Source organism: Terriglobus roseus (genome assembly GCF_900102185.1).
Lineage (GTDB): Bacteria > Acidobacteriota > Terriglobia > Terriglobales > Acidobacteriaceae > Terriglobus > Terriglobus roseus_A.
This window is the reverse complement of sequence record NZ_LT629690.1, coordinates 233,154-250,512: the sequence shown is the minus strand read 5'-3', so window position 1 is coordinate 250,512 and position 17,359 is coordinate 233,154. Positions and strand designations below refer to the sequence as shown.

Sequence of the window (17,359 nt, the reverse complement as noted above, 5' to 3'; positions counted from 1 at the left end):
TCCCTCGCCGGGCACATGCCCGGCCGAATCTATCGAGCCGCGTTCGCAGCGGCGAAATCGTTACGCCTTTGCGGCAGCCTCAGCGACAGCCTGATCCAGCTCAATGCCAGGGCCCATCGTGGACGAGATGTACATCGCCTTGATGTACTTGCCCTTGGCGGCAGCCGGCTTCGCCTTCACAACAGCACTGATTACGGTCATTGCGTTCTCGACCAGCTTCTCAGCCTCAAAGGAGCTCTTGCCTACCGGAACGTGAACCAACGCGGTCTTGTCTGCGCGGAACTCGACCTTACCGGCCTTGATTTCCTTCACGGCTGCAGCCACATCGGTGGTCACAGTGCCCGTCTTCGGGTTCGGCATCAGGCCACGGGGGCCGAGAACCTTACCGAGACGACCGATCGAACGCATCATGTCCGGCGTTGCAATCAGGGCGTCGAAGTCCGTCCAGGACTCCTTCTGGATCTTCTCAACGAGCTCTTCGCCGCCGACGATGTCTGCACCGGCTTCTGTAGCCAGACGCTGGTTTTCCGCGGTCGAAATCACGGCAACCTTCTTCGTCTTGCCCAGACCGTGGGGCAGCAGAACGGTCGCGCGGACCATCTGGTCAGCGTGACGCGTGTCTACGCCAAGGCGCAGGGTGATGTCGACGTTCTCATCGAACTTCGCGTACTTGATCTTCTGCAGGAGGGGGACTGCGTCCGTCAGGGCGTAGGTGCGGGGCTCAACAGCCGCGCGCGCCTTAGCCAGATTCTTCGAAATCTTGCGTGCCATTCCTATTCCTTTGTCTCCCACCGCCTGAACCGTTGGACAAAGCGGGCTGATGGATTCTTCTAGCCCAGCGGGCATGCCTCGCGCTGACATCCGGACTTTCGTCCACTTACAGCGAGGGCCCCGCCCTTTGTCCGCAGCGTTACTTCTACGCTGAACCCGTCCCGAATTGCGATTACTCAACTGCTGCGGGGAACGAGCCGTTCGGCCGTGGTGTTGGACGGAAGCTGCTTTCGCAACTTCCATGTATTCGAGGACCGCAGGCACAGGGCACAAACGGAGGCTCGGACACTCTTATCAGTATCCCGCGAAAGGATGGAATTGTCAAGCACGAGTATCTTTCGGCTCGTCCTATGAACAAAAGGTTTCGAAAAGACCGTGATTTCTTCCACAACGACAAACGCCGCCAAAGCGCGATAAAATCCTTATTTTCATAACCTTGAAGTGGACATCCAGAATGGCACGCCATTTGCTAGTACCTAGTGCAGACGCGAGATGGAACACCGTCTCCTGAAACTTAACTTCCCCCGGAGGGACTGCAGTTATGGCTATCTCGGCAACGGCTCCCGCATCTGTACGTCATCAACAGGCTGCTTGGCTTCCTGTACTTTGTGGCATTGCCGTTATTTGCGGCGAATCTACCAACACCATGGGTGCCGTCCACACCAGCATCTGGTTGTCAGAACTGGCCGCTTGGGCTGGCCATCCCAACGGCGCGATCTGGTTGATCAATCACATTCTGCGCAAGTCTGGCCATTTCACCGGCTATGGTCTATTGGGAGTTTTCTTTGCGCGCGGCTGGTATTCAGTTCTTCGCCGTCGCATTGTTGCCAGCTGGAGCACGCTTCGTATGCGCGCAGCGATGTTCGGTATCCTCTCCGCCGCTGTAGTCGCATCCGCAGACGAGATCCATCAGATCTTCCTGCCGACGCGAGGCGCGTCCGTTTGGGACGTTCTGCTGGATACCAGCGGAGCAGTTGTGCTGAACGGCATATTCCTTGCGTTCCTGGCGGCGCGACGCAATGCGTTGCTGCATCCGCAGACCCAGTTCATTACGCTGGGACTGTCCTTCGCTCAGTTGCCGGAGCAGTTCGCGAACTCGCACGATGTGCGCGCTCTGCGTGCTCAGTCAGCTAAGAGTATTGCTGAGATCCGTCGCGGTGTCCGCAATACCAAACGCTGGTCAGCACCTTCACTTCGCACGCCGACGTTTACTCGCTCGCAGAGCTCAGCAACTTCCCTAACAGAAACGACAGAAGGATAAAACAGACGGCGCCGCTGGTATCCAGCCACACATCGGATACCAGCCCGGTGCGGTCTGCCATAAAGCTCTGGTGCAGCTCGTCCAGCGATGCCACCAGCGTTGTGCACACAACAGCCATCACCATGGCGAAGCCTCGCCAAACACTCTCCGAACGATGCTTCATCGGAATCTGCCAGAAGAGCAGCCACGCTCGTAGCCATGCGAGTCCAAGCAGGCCGTAGCCGGTGAAGTGCCCGGTTTTACGGATGTAATGGTGAATTTCGTGCCACCGTTCCGGAGACACTCTTCCCGCGATCGCTTGATAGAGAACCTGCAGCCATCCCGAGGTGTTGTCCGAAGAGAATGTGTGGGTCGATTCAATGGCGATGGCGGTCAACATGACCACTACAGGCAGCCACGTTCGAACCAACCAACTGACAAAGGTTTTTGTGTCGGGAGCCTGACGGCCACCCAGCCATACAGGCCGGCTCATCGTATCTCCTGCTGGGAAATCGGTGTGTTCATCGGGGAATGGGAATTCAGAACCCAGACAACAGGAAGGGCCACATGGATTTCCATGGGCCCTTCCTTGTCATACTTTTGATTCGAAGACGGCTTACGCTGCTTCGCTGTTCTCGTCGCCACCCTGCTCGGCAAGCTGCTTCTGCAGCTCTTCGCGCTTCCTGGCCTTCAGGTCTTCACGCTTCTGCTGCTTCGCGCCCAGTTCCTTCTCAGCACCCAGCAGTTCGATGATGGCCTTTTCGCCGCCATCGCCCTGACGGAAGCCCGCCTTGACGATGCGCAGGTAACCGCCCTGACGATCGCCGTAACGGGGAGCCACGGTGGCGAACAGGCGGGTCACGGACTCGTCCGTCATGAGGAACGCAAGAGCCTGACGACGCGAGTGCACATCGCCCTTCTTGCCCAGGGTGATCATCTTTTCAACCAGCGGACGAACAGCCTTAGCCTTAGCCAAGGTCGTCTCTACACGGTCTTCTACCAGAATCGAGGTGACCAGGTTGCGCAGAAGAGCGCGACGGTGGCTCGTATTCCGTCCAAGTTTATTTCCAGCTTTGCGATGACGCATAGTACTTACCTTCCAATTTCAAATTCGACGGCTCGCACTTGAGCGCATCGCTAACACTTAGCTTTTAGCCACTAGCTCTTAGCTTATCGCTTCTGGTGAATACCCAGAAGAAAGCTAAGTGCTTCGCTCCGCCGCCGGCTCCTAACTCAATGAGTTAAGAGCCGGCGACTAAGAGCTAGAAGTTTTCCGTCTCCGGCATTACGAGGTCGTCCTCGTCTTCGTCTTCTTCATCATCGAAGTTGCCGAAGGAGGCGGCCAGCGTTGCCGCAGGCAGAACCGAGGTCGGTCCCGGAACCGGGTTGCCCTGATCGTCGATCTTCATGCCGAGCGAGAGGCCCATCTGAGCAAGGATTTCCTTGATCTCATTCAGGCTCTTGCGGCCGAAGTTCTTCGTCTTCAGCATCTCGGCTTCGGTCTTCTGAATCAGTTCACCGATCGTCGAAATGTTTGCGTTCTTCAGGCAGTTGTAGCTGCGAACCGAGAGTTCCAGTTCCTCAACCGAACGGTTCAGGTTGTCGTTACGCAGAGCCGGACCGTCATGAGCGCCGTCGAGGCCGCTCTCAAGCTCTTCTTCAAAGTTGATGAAGATCGTCATGTGATCCTTCATCAGCTTTGCCGAGAGACCGAGCGCATCCGCCGGAAGCACCGTGCCGTTCGTCCAGATTTCGATGGTCAGCTTGTCATAATCAGTGATCTGACCAAGACGTGCTGCCTCAACTGCGTAGTTCACCTTACGTACAGGCGAGTGAACCGAATCCACCGGAATGAAGCCGATGCCAAGATCCGGATCAAAATTCTTGTCTGCCGAAACGTAGCCGCGGCCACGCTTCAAGCGCATTTCCATGTCCAGCTTGCCGCCTTCAGACACAGTTGCGATGTAGATGTCCTTGTCCAGGATCTCTACGTCGCCGTCAGCTTCGATCATGCCGCTGGTGACAACGCCGGGCTGATCTGCACGCAGGTACAGAGCCTTGGGGCCGTCACCGTTCAGCTTGAACGGGATCTGCTTCAGGTTCAGGATGATGTCGGTCGCGTCTTCCACCACACCGGTGATCGACTGGAACTCGTGCAGCACGCCTTCAATCTTCACAGCGGTAACTGCGGCGCCTTCGATGGAGCTGAGCAGGGTGCGGCGCAGGCTGTTGCCTACCGTCGTACCAAAGCCACGCTCAAAGGGCTGCGCGCTGAACTTACCGTACTTCTCTGTCAGCGTTTCGGTGTCAACCGCAAGACGCTTCGGCTTCTGAAAACCTCTCCACAACATCGGGTACTCTCCTCATTTCCTGGCTCCATCGCATACCGCGAAGCATTCTGCGGTGCGTGGAGGTCGGTTCCTTCGGTTGAGTCACTTCAGGGACACCCTGTATTTCTACAGAGCCCCAGGTGGGACTTGCGACCAAAACATCGAGTGGTCGCGCCTCGATTTCGAAGAAGCTATGCGGCAGATGGGGGCGAACCCACACCTGCCGCTATGGCTTACTTCGAGTAAAGTTCGACGATCAGCTGCTCGTTGACCGGGATCTGGATCTCTTCGCGCTTCGGCAGAGCGAGAACCTTCACGGTGCGGCCTTCGCGGTCGATCTGCAGCCAGGTGGGCTGTGCCAGACCGGCGTGGAACTGAGCCGCGCCTTCCACGATGTCGAGCTTCTTCGTCGCTTCCTTCAGTTCAACGGCATCGCCGATCTTGATCTGGTAGGAAGGAATGTTTACCTTCTTGCCGTTCACGAGCACGTGGCCGTGACGGACAAGCTGACGAGCCTGGCGACGCGACAGGGCAAAGCCCGCGCGGTACACCAGAGCGTCAAGACGGCGCTCAAGCTGCTGAAGCAGCAGTTCGCCGGTAACACCGGTCTTGTTCGAAGCCTTCTCGTAGTACGAGCGGAACTGGCCTTCGAGCGTGAAGTAGATGCGCTTTGCCTTCTGCTTTTCACGCAGCTGCAGACCGTAGCCTACGATCTTCTTCGCGCGTGCCTGACCGTGCTGCCCCGGGGGGAAGTTGCGCTTGTCGATTGCGCACTTTTCGCTAAAGCAACGGGATCCCTTGAGGAACAACTTCACTCCATCACGCCGGCAAAGACGGCAGACAGCTCCTGTGTAACGTGCCATTGAATAACTCTCTTTCGAAACTTCCGATGTCGATCGCTTTACAGCCTGGCTGGCCCTTCATCGCGATCCAGTTGAAATGATTGAAATCCCGCAGTGGAGGCACAGAACTCCATGCCTCCACATAGCGGGAGAACTTATACGCGGCGACGCTTCGGCGGGCGGCAGCCGTTGTGCGGGATCGGCGTGACGTCGCGGATGCTACGCACATCGATACCGGCAGCAGCCAGCGCACGTACTGCCGACTCGCGGCCCGAACCGGGGCCGGAGACGCGTACGTCAACCGAACGCAGACCGTGATCGCGAGCAGCGGTGGCAGCGTTCATAGCAGCCTGCTGTGCCGCGAACGGCGTTCCCTTACGCGAACCACGGAAGCCGAGCGAACCCGAGCTCTTCCAGCTCAGGGTGTTGCCCTGCTGGTCCGTGATGGTCACGATGGTGTTGTTGAACGATGCCTGGATGAATACCAGACCGTACGGGACATTTTTCCGTTCCCGCTTCTTAAACTTCTTACCCTTGCCGGACTTTCCGGCTGCATTCTGCTGCTTAGCCATTACTTAGTCGCCTTCTTCTTTCCGGCAACCGTGCCCTTACGGGGGCCTTTGCGCGTGCGGGCGTTCGTGTGGGTGCGCTGTCCGCGAACAGGCAGGTTACGGCGGTGACGGATACCGCGGTAGCTCTGGATTTCCATCAGGCGCTTGATGTTCAGACCGATTTCCTTGCGGAGATCGCCTTCAATGCCGCCTTCCTGTTCGATAACTGCACGGATCTTGTTCAGCTCATCCTCGTCCAGCGTGCTTACCTTGCGCAGGGGATCGATGTCCGCCTTTGCAAGAATCTGCAGCGCGCGAGTGTCGCCGATTCCGTAGATGTAGGTGAGTCCGATGCGTGCCTGCTTGTTGTTGGGCACATCGACTCCGGCAATACGTGCCATGTGTCTTTCCTCGTGTACTTCTTGGTCCTGACGCTGTCGTACAGGACCGGGTTATGCGGTGTGACCCGGGGTTCTTCGCAAGCCTTTGCTTCGGCTAACTCGCCCCTGAGGAACGTCTTCACACTTAGTAAGTCTTGCCTAAGTGGAAGCCGCGGGTTCCGCGGTGTTTGTTACTCAAACAAGCTACGGCAGGTTATCCCTGACGCTGCTTGTGCTTTGCAACTTCGCAGATCACTCGTACAACACCCTTACGGTGAACGATCTGGCACTTGTCGCAAATCTTCTTAACTGAAGCGCGTACCTTCATTTGCTTCTTTCCTTCTCCAGCAGATCATCGTGCGCCTGCTGTGTTGTTATCCACTACAAAACTACTTGTAGCGGTACACAATACGCCCGCGGTTCAAGTCATACGGGCTCAACTCAATAGCGACACGGTCTCCGGGGAGGATGCGGATGAAGTTCTTGCGCATGCGGCCGGAAACGTGGGCCAGCACCTGGTGCTTGTTCTCCAGTTCCACCTTGAACATCGCGTTCGGCAGGGTTTCTACAACCACTGCCATTACTTCAATTGCATCTTCCTTCGGCAAACCGTCTCCTTGTAACTACTCAACACCACTTACTGCACTTACAAAACTTACTGCGTCAGGACGACCGGACCATCTTTCGTTACAGCTACCGTGTGTTCGAAGTGGGCGCTCATGCTGCCGTCTATCGTCACTGCGGTCCATCCGTCCTTCAACACCTTCACGTCAGCCGTTCCAGCGTTGATCATCGGCTCGATTGCAAGCACCATGCCTGCCTTGAGCTTTGTTCCCTTGCCGCGCTTTCCGTAGTTCGGAACCTGCGGGTCTTCGTGCATGTTCTTGCCAATGCCGTGGCCCACAAAATCCTTGACCACGCCGTAACCTTCGGCTTCGCAGATCTCCTGCACTACTGCGCCAATGTCACCTACCGTGCCACCAACGCGTACTTCCTGAATCGCCTGCTCGAGCGACGCCTTCGTCACATCCAGCAGCTTGCGTGTTTCCGGGCTGATCTTACCCACGGGATACGTTCCCGCTGCGTCCGAGTAATAGCCTTCCAGAATCACGCCGCAGTCCACCGACACAATGTCGCCTTCCTGCAGAACCTTCTTCTCCGAGGGGATCCCGTGGATCACCTCGTTGTTCACTGAGGTGCACAGGCAGCAGGGATAATCGTTGTATCCCTTAAACGCCGGCTTACCGCCCAGTTCACGAATCTTCGCCTCGGCAACGCGCTCCAGGTCCATGGTGGTAGCACCCGGCTTCACAGCCGCTTCCACTGCAATGTGGACCTGACGCAGGATGCGTCCGCTTGCACGCATCTTCTCGATTTCCTGCGGTGTTTTGATCGCGATCGCCATCGGTACTGCTTACATGCCCTCGCGCCGCAGACGCTTCAGCGCCGCGACGATTGTTTCCGTTACCACTTCCACCGGCTGCTCGCCGTCCACAACCTCAAACCGGCCCTGGGCGCGATAATGCTCGATCACCGGCGCAGTCAGATCCGCAAACTGCCGCATCCGCTCCGCAAAGACTTCTTCGGTGTCGTCCGGGCGCTGCACAAGCGGCTGACCATCCACATCATCAACCCCCTCAACGAGCGGAGGATTGGTGTAGATGTTGTAAATCCGCTTGGAGACCGGACCTGTGCGCCGACCAGTGATACGACGCAACAACTCATCATACCGAACTTCGATACTTACTGCAATCACTGGAAGTTTGCCGGCGGGCGACACTTCCCAGCCTTCGACTGGAAAGCCATCTCCTGCAAGTTGCTCATCCAGCCATTCTGCCTGCCCCAATGTCCGGGGATAGCCGTCCAGAATGTATCCACGAGCGGCATCTGGCTGGCTTAAACGCAATGCCACCATGCGGTTAACAAGCTCATCGGGAACGAAAATGCCCTGCGCAACGAGATCCTGGAACTCGAGGCCAACCGGGGTTCCCAGCTTGATGTTCTCGCGGATGATGTCGCCGGTGGAAATCTGCGGGATGCCCCACAGGTCCATCAGAATCTGCGCCTGCGTTCCCTTACCGACTCCAGGTGCGCCCAGAAGAAGCACCGGCCCAGGGATGAAGCCATCCACTGGAGCCGGTGTTTGATTCAGTTCATGTTCTGCCACGTCTTCTTACCAGCTCCGCCGGCCACGTGAACGGCCGCTCTTTGGCGTGAAGCCTTCGTAGTGACGCATGATCAATTGCGACTCGACCTGCTGCACGGTGTCCATGGCCACGCCCACTACGATCAGCAGCGAGGTGCCGCCGAAGTAGAAGTTCACGCCCAGGCCATTGGTGATCCAGTTCGGCAGACGATCAAAGAACGGTCCCACCAGCCAGAGATGGTTCAGGTGCACACCAGAGATCATCATCTGCGGAATGAGCTGAATGATGATCAGGTAGATAGCACCAACCAGCGTGATGCGGGTCAGGATGTCGTTGATGAAGTCGCTCGTACGACGACCGGGACGGATGCCAGGGATGAACCCGCCATACTTGCGCAGGTTGTCAGCAATGTCATCCGGACGGAAGACGATTGAGATGTAGAAGTACGCGAAGAAGATGATCGCGGCGGCGCTGAGAATCTGGTACCAGGGCTCGCCCGGCTTCAGACCATCTGCAATCACGCGGAAGAACGTGTGGTTCTGTACGAACTGCGTGTTCGCGAAGAGCAGCGGTGCCGACAGGATCGACGAAGCGAAGATCACCGGCATAACGCCACCGGAGTTCACCTTCAGCGGCAGGTGCGTCGACTGACCGCCCATCATCTTGCGGCCCACAATACGCTTTGCATATTGCACCGGGATGCGGCGTTCCGACTTCTCAACGAACACGATGAAGTACACGACACCGATCATGGCGACGATCAGGATGGCGATTGCCAGCGGCGTGAATCCGCCCCATGCTGAATCGCGAGCCTTCTCGTAGAGATCGTTGATGCCGTTCGGCAAGCCAGCCACGATACCCGTGAAGATCAGCAGCGACATACCGTTGCCGATACCGCGCTCCGTAATCTGCTCACCCAGCCACATGATGAAGGCAGTGCCGGTCGTGAGCGTCAACACGCAGAGCGCGATGAACGACTTCGAACCCATTGTCACCATCGGCGCGCCGGTCGTGGACTTGGTCAGCATCATGGCAATCGCGAACGACTGCACGATGGCCAGCAGCACTGTTACGTAGCGGGTCCACTGTGTGATCTTGCGGCGACCCACTTCGCCTTCCTTCTGCAGCTTGGCCAGCGGCTCATAGATCACCGTCAGCAGCTGGAAGATGATCGACGCCGTGATGTACGGCATGATGCCCAGCGCGAAGATGGTGAGGCGGCGAAGCGAACCACCGGTGAACAGATCCACAAGACCAAGCGACGAACCCGCGTTCTGCGCGAAGTATTGCGCAAGCAGGTCAGCGTTGATACCGGGGGTGGGGATGTGTCCGCCAAGGCGGTAAACGGCAAGCAGGCCCAGCGTAAACAGCACGCGGGTGCGCAGCTCAGGAATTCGGAAGATGTTGGCCAGCTTGTCAAACATCGGCGGGGCTTATCCAGTCAGGCCTTACGGCCCGTTCTACTTAAACTTTCGGAGTTATCCGATACAGGCAAAGGCCGAGCCATCACGGCTCGACCCTTCCCTTGAAATCCGTGTGTCTTCATTCTACGCGCAGATATCGCGGCGCGCAGCGAAGACGCCACTTACGCTGCTGCTTCTTCTGCAGCCGGCGCGCCGAGCAGAACCAGCTTGCCGCCAGCTGCTTCGATCTTCGCCTGTGCAGCCTTGGAAGCCTTGTGCGCGTACACGGTTACAGCTGTGTTGATCTCGCCGTTTGCCAGGACCTTCACCAGGGCCTTCTTCTTGCGAACCAGACCGTTCTCCAGCATTGCTTCGACGGTCAGCTCGGTGACGTTCTTGGTTGCAGCAAAGAGCTGGATCGTGTCGAGAGCCAGAACCTGGTACTCCTGACGGAAGATGTTGGTGAAGCCACGCTTCGGCAGGCGGCGGTGCAGCGGCATCTGGCCGCCTTCAAAACCACGCATCGAGCGCGAACCCGAACGCGAGCGCTGGCCCTTGTGACCGCGCGTCGACGTCTTGCCCATGCCCGAACCCATACCACGGCCCACGCGCTTCTTGTTGCTGTTCGCGCCCTTCGGCGCATTCAAATTCGAAAGATTCAGTGCCATTGTGCTTTCCTCGCTCACGCCAGACCGTTCGGTCCGACTCGCATTTGCCGCGATGCTTTCTGCGGCCGCTGACACAAGTTTTATGTCAGTCTTGTTATCGCCTGATCAATGCCAGGCTAAGTTGATGGTGGCTTGCCTCATAGGCTGAAGCAAACCACCCATGTCATTCCCGCCAGCCCACGCACATCGCAAAGCGATGCCGAGGACCGGACGAAGTACTTACTCGACGATGCGAACCAGGTGCGGGATTGCCGCAACCATGCCGCGAACCGAGGGCGTGTCCTCGCGTTCAACGATCTGATTCAGACGCGTGAAGCCCAGGCCCTTAACCACCAGCTTGTGCTTGACCGGCGTCGCGATCTTCGAGCGGTAGTACTGGATCTTGATCTTGCCCGTGTTTTCTGCCATTACCTTATCCTCATGTGGAACGGAAATCCGTTCCGCCAAATGTCGTTGCAGCCTTAGAGTTCCTGAACATCCTTGCCGCGCAGAGCTGCAACAGCAGCCTTGTCACGCAGCTGGATGAGCGCGTCAAACGTGGCCTTGATCACGTTGTGCGGGTTCGCTGTTCCCAGCGACTTGGTCAGAACGTTCTGCACACCGGCAGACGTCATCACCGCACGAACCGCGCCACCTGCGATCACACCGGTACCTTCAGGAGCCGGCTTCAGCAGCACGTGACCCGAGCCATAACGGCCCAGCACCTGGTGCGGAATCGAGGTCTCGGTCAGGTTCACCTTGTGCAGGTTCTTCTTGGCCGCTTCAATGCCCTTGCGGATCGCCTGGGGAACTTCCTTGGCCTTACCGCTGCCGTAGCCCACAATGCCCTGATCCGGATCGCCGATCACAACCAGTGCTGCGAACGACATATTCTTACCGCCCTTAACGACCTTGGTCACGCGGTTGATCGCGACGACCTGGTCCTTCAGGTTCAGCTTATTTGCATCAATCTTCTTGCGAATTGCCATCTATATCCTCTTTCGCTAAACCTGAGTTAGAACTCGAGACCGGCTTCACGCGCGGCATCGGCCAGGGCCTTGACGCGGCCGTGATACAGGTAACCACCACGGTCAAACACAACCTTGGTCACGCCTGCTTCCTTTGCACGCTCTGCAACCAGTTTGCCCACTTCCTGGGCTGCAGCGATGTTGCCGCCGCTCTTCTTCTCTTCACCCTTCTTAACGACGGTGGAGGCGGAAGCCAGCGTGGTGTGCGTGGAGTCGTCGATGACCTGTGCGTAGATGTGGTTGAGCGAACGGAAGATGTTCAGGCGAGGACGCTCGGTGGTGCCGGCGATCTTCGCACGAACGCGCTTGTGAACGCGCTTCCGGATGACATTGCGCTGAGGTGCAGTGATCATTTTTTCTTTCCTTCCCTATCGGCGCAAATGCCCTGCATCTGCGTTCGGTATGGTGAGCGATGGCATCTCGTCCATCGCCTCGGGTTGATGTTGCGGTTGTAGTTCTTAGTCTTAGTAGGTAGCCGGAACTCAAACTACCTACTAAGACTTGAAAACTTACTTGGAGCCGGTCTTGCCGACCTTCTTCTTCAGCTTCTCGTCCGAGTAACGTACGCCCTTGTTCTTGTATGGATCAGGCTTACGCAGCGAACGCATATCGGCGGCCACCTGGCCAACCTTCTGGCGGTCGATTCCTTCAACCGTCAGGTGCGTCTGCTTCGGGTCGATGGTGACCGTGATGCCAGCAGGCAGCGGGAACTCGATGGGGTGCGAGTAGCCGAGCGTGAATACAACCATGCCCGCTCCCTTCATCTCAGCACGGTAACCGATGCCGACGATGTCCAGTTCCTTCTTCCAGCCGTTGGTCACGCCTTCAACAGCGTTGAACATGAGTGCGCGAGCCAGGCCGTGAATCGCCTTCTGCGAATCGTTGTCGCGAACTGCGTGCAGCACGCCGTCCTTCGCCTCAAGGCGAATGCCGGTGGGCAGCAGAGCGGTGACCTTGCCCTTGGGGCCGGTAACTTCAACGTCGTTGCCGTTCACCGTGTACTTCACGGTTGTGGGCAGAGCGATCGGCTTCAAACCAATACGTGACATTTACTTTTCCTTGCGGCTTGCGAGTCCCGGATCCTGCAGCAGTTAGCTTTATGAACTAACCACTGCAGACCGTTCCACTGCAGCCACCGCGAATTGCTTCGCGGGAATAACTTGTAACTGCGAAAACTTCAGAACTACATCCAGAGCTTTGCTCTGGCCAAGACATTGCACCGTTGCACGAATCACGTCGCGGAAGCGACGTCGAGAACGGTGCGAAGCACTACCAGACGTGAGCGAGAACTTCGCCGCCGACGTTTTCCTTGCGAGCGGTACGGCCCGTCATCACACCCTTCGGCGTGGTGAGGATCGAGATACCGAGTCCACCCTGAACGCGGCGGATGTCCTGCGAACCGAGGTACACACGCGAACCAGGCTTGGAGATACGCTTCAGATCGAGGATGGCAGAGGTGCCGTCAGCGTCGTACTTCAGGTAAACGCGCAGCGTACGCTTGCCTTCTTCTTCCACCGTCTTGTAGTTGGTGATGTAGCCCTCTTCCTTCAGAATGCGGGCAATCTCAGCCTTCAGGTTCGAGGCAGGAACATCCAGCTTCTGGTGGCGGGCATTGATGGCGTTGCGAACGCGGGTCAAAAAGTCTGCTACTGGGTCGGTCAGGTTCATAATGACTCTTCTCTCTACCCTTCGTTTGCTGCGACCAAGGATGGCGGCAGAACCTGCAAGGGATTTCGTTAACTTACTTAAGTGTTACAACCGGCTCGCCGCAAAGCGAGCCGGCCCATACTCTCCACCGCTACTCGGATCCGTCGCAGAAGCGACGTCGAGAACGGTGCGAAGCACTACCAGCTGGACTTTACGACGCCTGGGATCTCGCCCTTGAGCGCCAGACCACGGAAGCACAGACGGCAGATGCCGAACTTGCGGAGGAATGCGCGGGGGCGACCGCAGAGCTGGCAGCGGTTGTGCTGGCGGCACTTAAACTTGGGCTTCTTTGCGTCCTTGACTGCTTTTGCAGTAGTCGACATATCTATTTGCTCCGATCTCTATTGGGCTATGCGCGGAACGGCATGCCGAAGTGCTTGAGGAGGACGCGCGCGCTGTTATCGTCCGCAGCGGTCGTCACGATGGTCACGTTCATACCCTTCAGCTTCTCCACCTTCGAGTAATCGATTTCGGGGAAGATGAGCTGATCACGCAGACCGAGCGTGTAGTTGCCGCGGCCGTCGAAGCTCTTCGAGGAAACACCCTTAAAGTCGCGCACGCGGGGCAGAGCCACCGAGATCAGACGGTCGAGGAATTCGAACATCGCTTCGCCGCGCAGGGTGACCATGGCGCCGATCGACTGGCCTTCACGCACCTTGAACTGAGCGATGGACTTCTTCGCCTTGGTCAGAACCGGCTTCTGACCCGTTACGGCTGCCAGATCGCTGACCAGCGGGTCGATGATCTTGTTGTTCTGCGTCGCCTCACCGAGGCCCATGTTGATGACGATCTTCTCGATCTTCGGCACTGCCATCACGTTCGTGATGCCCAGCTCCTTCTGAACGGCCGTCTTCAACTCGTTTGTATATTTCTCACGGAGTCGTGCCACTGTCGTTACTTCGCTTTCTCCACGGTCATCGGATTGGGCTTCGACTCGCGTCACGGCCCGTATACCGTTTCGTGGGGTGTTCCTGTGTTTCTGGATTCGCTGCTCGCTTGAGAACTTCGCCGGAACGCACCTGGCAAGCCAGAGAGGTCTTCCAACGAACAGCGCAGGCACTTACGCACCTGCTATCTGAAAATCGCTTACTTCACCTTCGGATAAGCAATCGTTTCGCCGGTCGTCTTGGCAATGCGCTCACGCTTGCCGTCAACCACGCGGATGCTTACACGAGTCGCCTTGCCGTTACCATCCACCAGAGCCACATTCGAAAGGTGGATCGGAGCTTCCTGCTCCAAGATTCCGCCCTTAATGTTTGCCTGAGGATTCGGCTTGACGTGCTTCTTGATCATGCCGATGCCCTGCACCAGAACGCGGTTCTTGTCCGTAACAATCCGCAGTACTCGGCCGGTCTTACCCTTGTCCTTACCTGCCAGAACAATGACCTGATCGTTCTTCAAAACATGTGCCATTTCGTTACTCCCTATCCCGTGCCGTGGTCCCGGACACAGGCCTCTGCGAGTACCTCCGCAGGTCGAGGTGATGCAGTTGGACCAAACTTGTCTACTTTACGCGAAAACTTGCGCGAATACAAGCATAGAAGCATCGATCTTGCTAGTTATCCGGACAAATCTGCCTTATTGACAGTGCGTACGATCTCATCGCGAAGATGTTGGTCAAGGTTGTTCCATTGAGTCTGCGAGTCCACCACCAACGCCACCCCTTGTTCGGCAGCAGCTCGGTTGATTTGGCAAAACCACTGCAGATAACTCCACTCCCGCGGGAGTGGACTATACAGGCACTGTCGGGAGGCATCCCAATGGACTTCCATGCCTTCCCGGTACATCATCGGGAAAGTTTTCGTGGCTGGCTTTACCCACAACGAACCGTTTGCATCAATACCGATGGCTTCGATGCGGTCAACCGTCGTGTTTGGAATGTGTTGCACCACGTTCTTTGGCCCCCGTATTTCTAGAGTTTAGAGGCGTTGCCAGACGAGAACCAGACGTCTAAGCAGTCATACCGTCCATCCCTATGATTTCCTTTTGGAGCCGCGACATGAATCGTAAGGCCCGACGCTATGAATTAATCAGTCTCACGGTCTGCCTGCTCTTTCTCCCAATACACGCACAGAGGTCAACGACCGCACTTACCTTCGAATCCGCCTCGGTCAAGCCAGCTGCGCCCGACGCTCCAATGGAAGGCCTCGGCTTCATGATCGCCCTGGGCAGAGCACAGACGCCGCACGGCCTGCTCACGATGACTGGCGCTCTCCCGCCGCTCATCATGTTCGCCTATGGTGTCAACGACGAAGTCGAGGCCCGAGCCATGCGCGCGCGGTTGCCCGAGTGGGCGCAGCACCAGAAGTACACCATCGTTGCGCGTCCGCCGGAAGGCTCGCAGAACATGGAAGACATACGCCTGATGTTGCGCAATCTGCTGGAAGACCGTTTCGCTCTGAAGGCCCATCGGGAAAACCACACAGGGATGGTCAACCTGCTCAGCGTGGCAAAACCCGGCGTGACTGGCCCAAATCTGAAGCCTCATGAAACGACACCCGGTTGTTTAAAACCCGGCTCTCCGGTTCAAGAATCGGTACCGAGTAAACCATCCCCTGTCCTCTGCGGTTTGCAGATCAACCGCAAAGAAGGTGGCATCATGCATGTCAGCATGATCGACGTCACACTGCCGGAAGCATGCACCCTCTTCGATGGCCTGGGCGGTGTTCTCGGCGGGCGCGGCATGGATCGCATGGTGGATGCGACCGGCCTGACCGGCCATTACGACATGACACTCGACTTCCAGATCGACGAAGCGAATGCTCCGCAGACCACCAGCGATGGCGGCGGGCCCACCTTTACCGGCGCCCTGGAAAAACAACTTGGCCTGCGCCTAAAGAAAGGCACAGGCCAAATTGAAGATCTGATCGTGGACCATATCGCCCAGACCACGCCGGACTAAACCCAAGCGCCAAGCAAACCTAGACGTGCGCGTGCACAACGCTCTTCAACAGGTCCAGCACACGCTTCGCAACGCCAGCTCCATCCGTCTCGACGTCGGCAAGCTTTAAGTGTTCGTAGAGATGGCCATTGGAATCCGGTCCGGAATACGCCATAGACCAACGAGCAAAGTCCCGTTTGGCAATGTCGCCGGTCTCCAGCAGGACGTTGTGGCTGTTCCGATTGTCCTCACAGATTGTGGCGTAGATAGCTTCTACGGCGGCGCGTGGCCCCTCAAGCACCTGCGCAAACGCGAGGCCGTTGAACAGCAGGGCACCCGTGATGTTGTGCTGCTCATTGTTCCTGCGAGAGCTTATGAGGATCTTTTCAATTTCTTCGGCAATCTGCTGCTCCGAGCCTTCGATCCGGTTACGGCTGCAATAGATAAGTCGGTACTCCATCGTTCTATTCTTCCCTTAGAAAGTTGTGTGTCCAGACGACAAAGACCGCCAGCGACTGCCGGCGGTCTTTGTATGGAACCTACGCTTCGAGAGAGTTAGATAACTTCCGGAGCGAGCGAAACGATCTTCAGAAACTTCTTGTCGCGCAGTTCGCGGGCCACGGGTCCGAATACACGGGTTCCCACCGGCTCGCCTGCGTCGTTGATCACGACGGCTGCGTTCTGGTCAAAGCGGATGTAGGTGCCGTCCTTGCGGCGCGCTTCCTTGCGGGTGCGCACGATCACGGCTTTAACAACCTTGCCCTTCTTCACGGTGCCGTCGGGCGAAGCTTCCTTCACCGCTGCCGTCACCACATCGCCCAGACCAGCCTTCTTACCCAGACCACCACCGAGAGGCAGGATGACCTGCAGACGGCGTGCGCCAGAGTTATCGGCTACGTCCAGAATCGTACGCATTTGTACGGACATTGCTTCTTCTCCTGACCTTCGAGGCTTCCAGAGCCTAAGGCCGGGGGCTATCTCGCCCCAGTCAAATCCACTAAATGGTCGCGGCCGCGGAGCGGATCGCTGAACGACATCTTCAACGATCGTCGCGCTGGACGCGTCATGCCCATAGTGTCACCGAACGATGCCGGCGACGGGCAAACTCTTATCTTACTTCGAAGCCGGAGTCGCTTCGCTCAGGCTCGAGCGGCGAACGATCTCTTCGAGGTTCCAGCGCTTCAGCTTGCTGGTGGGACGGGTCTCACGGATGCGGACCTGATCGCCAACGCGGGCTGAGTTCTGCTCGTCATGCGCGTAGAACTTCTTGTTCGACTTCACGATGCGCTTGTACTTGGGGTGCGCCTTGCGCATTTCCACCGACACAACGATCGTCTTGTCCATCTTTGTCGAGGTCACCAGGCCGATCTTCTCGGTGCGGTGGCCAATCTTCTCTGCCGTAGCAGTAGTCGTAGCAGTCGTCTCAGCCATC

The 17,359-nt window shown here is 57.4% G+C and carries 26 protein-coding genes and 1 pseudogene; 2 read left to right on the top strand and 25 right to left on the bottom strand.

Annotated features, from left to right (window positions below; all coding sequences use genetic code 11):
- Positions 1-60: 60 nt before the first annotated feature.
- Positions 61-792, bottom strand: a complete 732-nt coding sequence (gene rplA / locus BLT38_RS01285) for a 50S ribosomal protein L1 (protein ID WP_419865766.1) — start codon at positions 790-792, stop codon at positions 61-63.
- Between the two features lie 520 nt (positions 793-1,312).
- Here rplA and BLT38_RS01280 point away from each other — a divergent pair.
- The gene (locus tag BLT38_RS01280) at positions 1,313-2,032 is read left to right on the top strand and encodes a VanZ family protein (protein WP_083343545.1); all 720 of its coding nucleotides are present in this window, start codon (positions 1,313-1,315) and stop codon (positions 2,030-2,032) included.
- Here the strand turns inward: BLT38_RS01280 and BLT38_RS01275 are convergent.
- From BLT38_RS01275 to BLT38_RS01175, 21 genes and pseudogenes are all read right to left on the bottom strand, one after another.
- Positions 1,980-2,504: a VanZ family protein gene (locus BLT38_RS01275; protein WP_083343544.1), complete on the bottom strand. Its 525-nt coding sequence runs from the start codon at positions 2,502-2,504 to the stop codon at positions 1,980-1,982. The genes BLT38_RS01280 and BLT38_RS01275 overlap by 53 nt on opposite strands.
- A gap of 246 nt (positions 2,505-2,750) precedes the next feature.
- Positions 2,751-3,098 (bottom strand): annotated as a pseudogene (gene rplQ, locus BLT38_RS01270) (50S ribosomal protein L17); the annotation flags it as partial.
- Positions 3,099-3,273: 175 nt separating this feature from the next.
- Positions 3,274-4,362 (bottom strand): DNA-directed RNA polymerase subunit alpha, encoded by a 1,089-nt coding sequence (locus BLT38_RS01265; protein ID WP_083343542.1) that lies wholly within the window; start codon positions 4,360-4,362, stop codon positions 3,274-3,276.
- 212 nt (positions 4,363-4,574) lie between these two features.
- Positions 4,575-5,204 carry a 30S ribosomal protein S4 gene (rpsD, locus tag BLT38_RS01260; RefSeq protein WP_083343541.1) on the bottom strand — a complete coding sequence of 210 codons (630 nt, stop codon included), beginning with the start codon at positions 5,202-5,204 and terminating at the stop codon, positions 4,575-4,577.
- Between the two features lie 134 nt (positions 5,205-5,338).
- Positions 5,339-5,755, bottom strand: coding sequence for a 30S ribosomal protein S11 (gene rpsK / locus BLT38_RS01255; RefSeq protein ID WP_047496412.1), 417 nt, complete (start codon positions 5,753-5,755; stop codon positions 5,339-5,341).
- Positions 5,755-6,135, bottom strand: a complete 381-nt coding sequence (rpsM, locus tag BLT38_RS01250) for a 30S ribosomal protein S13 (protein ID WP_083343540.1) — start codon at positions 6,133-6,135, stop codon at positions 5,755-5,757. Before rpsM ends, rpsK begins: the two co-directional genes overlap by 1 nt.
- Positions 6,136-6,328: 193 nt before the next feature.
- Entirely contained in the window at positions 6,329-6,442 is a 114-nt protein-coding gene (rpmJ, locus tag BLT38_RS01245) for a 50S ribosomal protein L36 (RefSeq protein WP_047496418.1), read from the bottom strand.
- A gap of 61 nt (positions 6,443-6,503) precedes the next feature.
- Positions 6,504-6,722, bottom strand: coding sequence for a translation initiation factor IF-1 (gene infA / locus BLT38_RS01240; protein ID WP_014787172.1), 219 nt, complete (start codon positions 6,720-6,722; stop codon positions 6,504-6,506).
- Positions 6,723-6,769: 47 nt separating this feature from the next.
- A complete protein-coding gene (gene map, locus BLT38_RS01235) occupies positions 6,770-7,519 on the bottom strand; it encodes a type I methionyl aminopeptidase (RefSeq protein ID WP_083343539.1) in 750 nt (249 codons plus the stop codon).
- 9 nt (positions 7,520-7,528) lie between these two features.
- Entirely contained in the window at positions 7,529-8,281 is a 753-nt protein-coding gene (locus BLT38_RS01230; RefSeq protein WP_083343538.1) for an adenylate kinase family protein, read from the bottom strand.
- A 6-nt stretch (positions 8,282-8,287) separates the two neighbouring features.
- Positions 8,288-9,685 carry a preprotein translocase subunit SecY gene (secY, locus tag BLT38_RS01225; protein WP_083343537.1) on the bottom strand — a complete coding sequence of 466 codons (1,398 nt, stop codon included), beginning with the start codon at positions 9,683-9,685 and terminating at the stop codon, positions 8,288-8,290.
- A gap of 161 nt (positions 9,686-9,846) precedes the next feature.
- Positions 9,847-10,326 carry a 50S ribosomal protein L15 gene (gene rplO / locus BLT38_RS01220; RefSeq protein WP_083346853.1) on the bottom strand — a complete coding sequence of 160 codons (480 nt, stop codon included), beginning with the start codon at positions 10,324-10,326 and terminating at the stop codon, positions 9,847-9,849.
- A 225-nt stretch (positions 10,327-10,551) separates the two neighbouring features.
- The gene (gene rpmD, locus BLT38_RS01215) at positions 10,552-10,740 is read right to left on the bottom strand and encodes a 50S ribosomal protein L30 (RefSeq protein WP_047496428.1); all 189 of its coding nucleotides are present in this window, start codon (positions 10,738-10,740) and stop codon (positions 10,552-10,554) included.
- A 53-nt stretch (positions 10,741-10,793) separates the two neighbouring features.
- Positions 10,794-11,300 carry a 30S ribosomal protein S5 gene (gene rpsE / locus BLT38_RS01210; RefSeq protein WP_083343536.1) on the bottom strand — a complete coding sequence of 169 codons (507 nt, stop codon included), beginning with the start codon at positions 11,298-11,300 and terminating at the stop codon, positions 10,794-10,796.
- A gap of 26 nt (positions 11,301-11,326) precedes the next feature.
- Positions 11,327-11,692 (bottom strand): 50S ribosomal protein L18, encoded by a 366-nt coding sequence (gene rplR, locus BLT38_RS01205; RefSeq protein ID WP_083343535.1) that lies wholly within the window; start codon positions 11,690-11,692, stop codon positions 11,327-11,329.
- Between the two features lie 156 nt (positions 11,693-11,848).
- Positions 11,849-12,388 carry a 50S ribosomal protein L6 gene (gene rplF / locus BLT38_RS01200; protein WP_083343534.1) on the bottom strand — a complete coding sequence of 180 codons (540 nt, stop codon included), beginning with the start codon at positions 12,386-12,388 and terminating at the stop codon, positions 11,849-11,851.
- Between the two features lie 220 nt (positions 12,389-12,608).
- Positions 12,609-13,007, bottom strand: a complete 399-nt coding sequence (rpsH, locus tag BLT38_RS01195) for a 30S ribosomal protein S8 (protein WP_083343533.1) — start codon at positions 13,005-13,007, stop codon at positions 12,609-12,611.
- 176 nt (positions 13,008-13,183) lie between these two features.
- Positions 13,184-13,369, bottom strand: coding sequence for a type Z 30S ribosomal protein S14 (locus BLT38_RS01190; protein WP_047496440.1), 186 nt, complete (start codon positions 13,367-13,369; stop codon positions 13,184-13,186).
- Between the two features lie 26 nt (positions 13,370-13,395).
- Positions 13,396-13,935 carry a 50S ribosomal protein L5 gene (gene rplE / locus BLT38_RS01185; protein ID WP_083343532.1) on the bottom strand — a complete coding sequence of 180 codons (540 nt, stop codon included), beginning with the start codon at positions 13,933-13,935 and terminating at the stop codon, positions 13,396-13,398.
- Positions 13,936-14,132: 197 nt separating this feature from the next.
- Entirely contained in the window at positions 14,133-14,459 is a 327-nt protein-coding gene (gene rplX, locus BLT38_RS01180; protein WP_083343531.1) for a 50S ribosomal protein L24, read from the bottom strand.
- A 146-nt stretch (positions 14,460-14,605) separates the two neighbouring features.
- Positions 14,606-14,935 (bottom strand): hypothetical protein, encoded by a 330-nt coding sequence (locus BLT38_RS01175; RefSeq protein ID WP_083343530.1) that lies wholly within the window; start codon positions 14,933-14,935, stop codon positions 14,606-14,608.
- A 110-nt stretch (positions 14,936-15,045) separates the two neighbouring features.
- Here BLT38_RS01175 and BLT38_RS01170 point away from each other — a divergent pair, with 110 nt between their 5' ends.
- Entirely contained in the window at positions 15,046-15,948 is a 903-nt protein-coding gene (locus BLT38_RS01170; RefSeq protein WP_172838100.1) for a TIGR03435 family protein, read from the top strand.
- A gap of 19 nt (positions 15,949-15,967) precedes the next feature.
- On the opposite strand, the gene BLT38_RS01165 is transcribed toward BLT38_RS01170, so the two are convergent.
- The 3 genes from BLT38_RS01165 to rpsQ all read right to left on the bottom strand — a co-directional run bounded on the left by BLT38_RS01165 (position 15,968) and on the right by rpsQ (position 17,358).
- The gene (locus BLT38_RS01165) at positions 15,968-16,387 is read right to left on the bottom strand and encodes a BLUF domain-containing protein (RefSeq protein WP_083343528.1); all 420 of its coding nucleotides are present in this window, start codon (positions 16,385-16,387) and stop codon (positions 15,968-15,970) included.
- Between the two features lie 95 nt (positions 16,388-16,482).
- On the bottom strand, positions 16,483-16,854 hold the full coding sequence (rplN, locus tag BLT38_RS01160; protein WP_047496466.1) for a 50S ribosomal protein L14: 372 nt from the start codon (positions 16,852-16,854) through the stop codon (positions 16,483-16,485).
- A gap of 186 nt (positions 16,855-17,040) precedes the next feature.
- A complete protein-coding gene (gene rpsQ, locus BLT38_RS01155; protein WP_052200988.1) occupies positions 17,041-17,358 on the bottom strand; it encodes a 30S ribosomal protein S17 in 318 nt (105 codons plus the stop codon).
- Position 17,359: the final 1 nt, after the last annotated feature.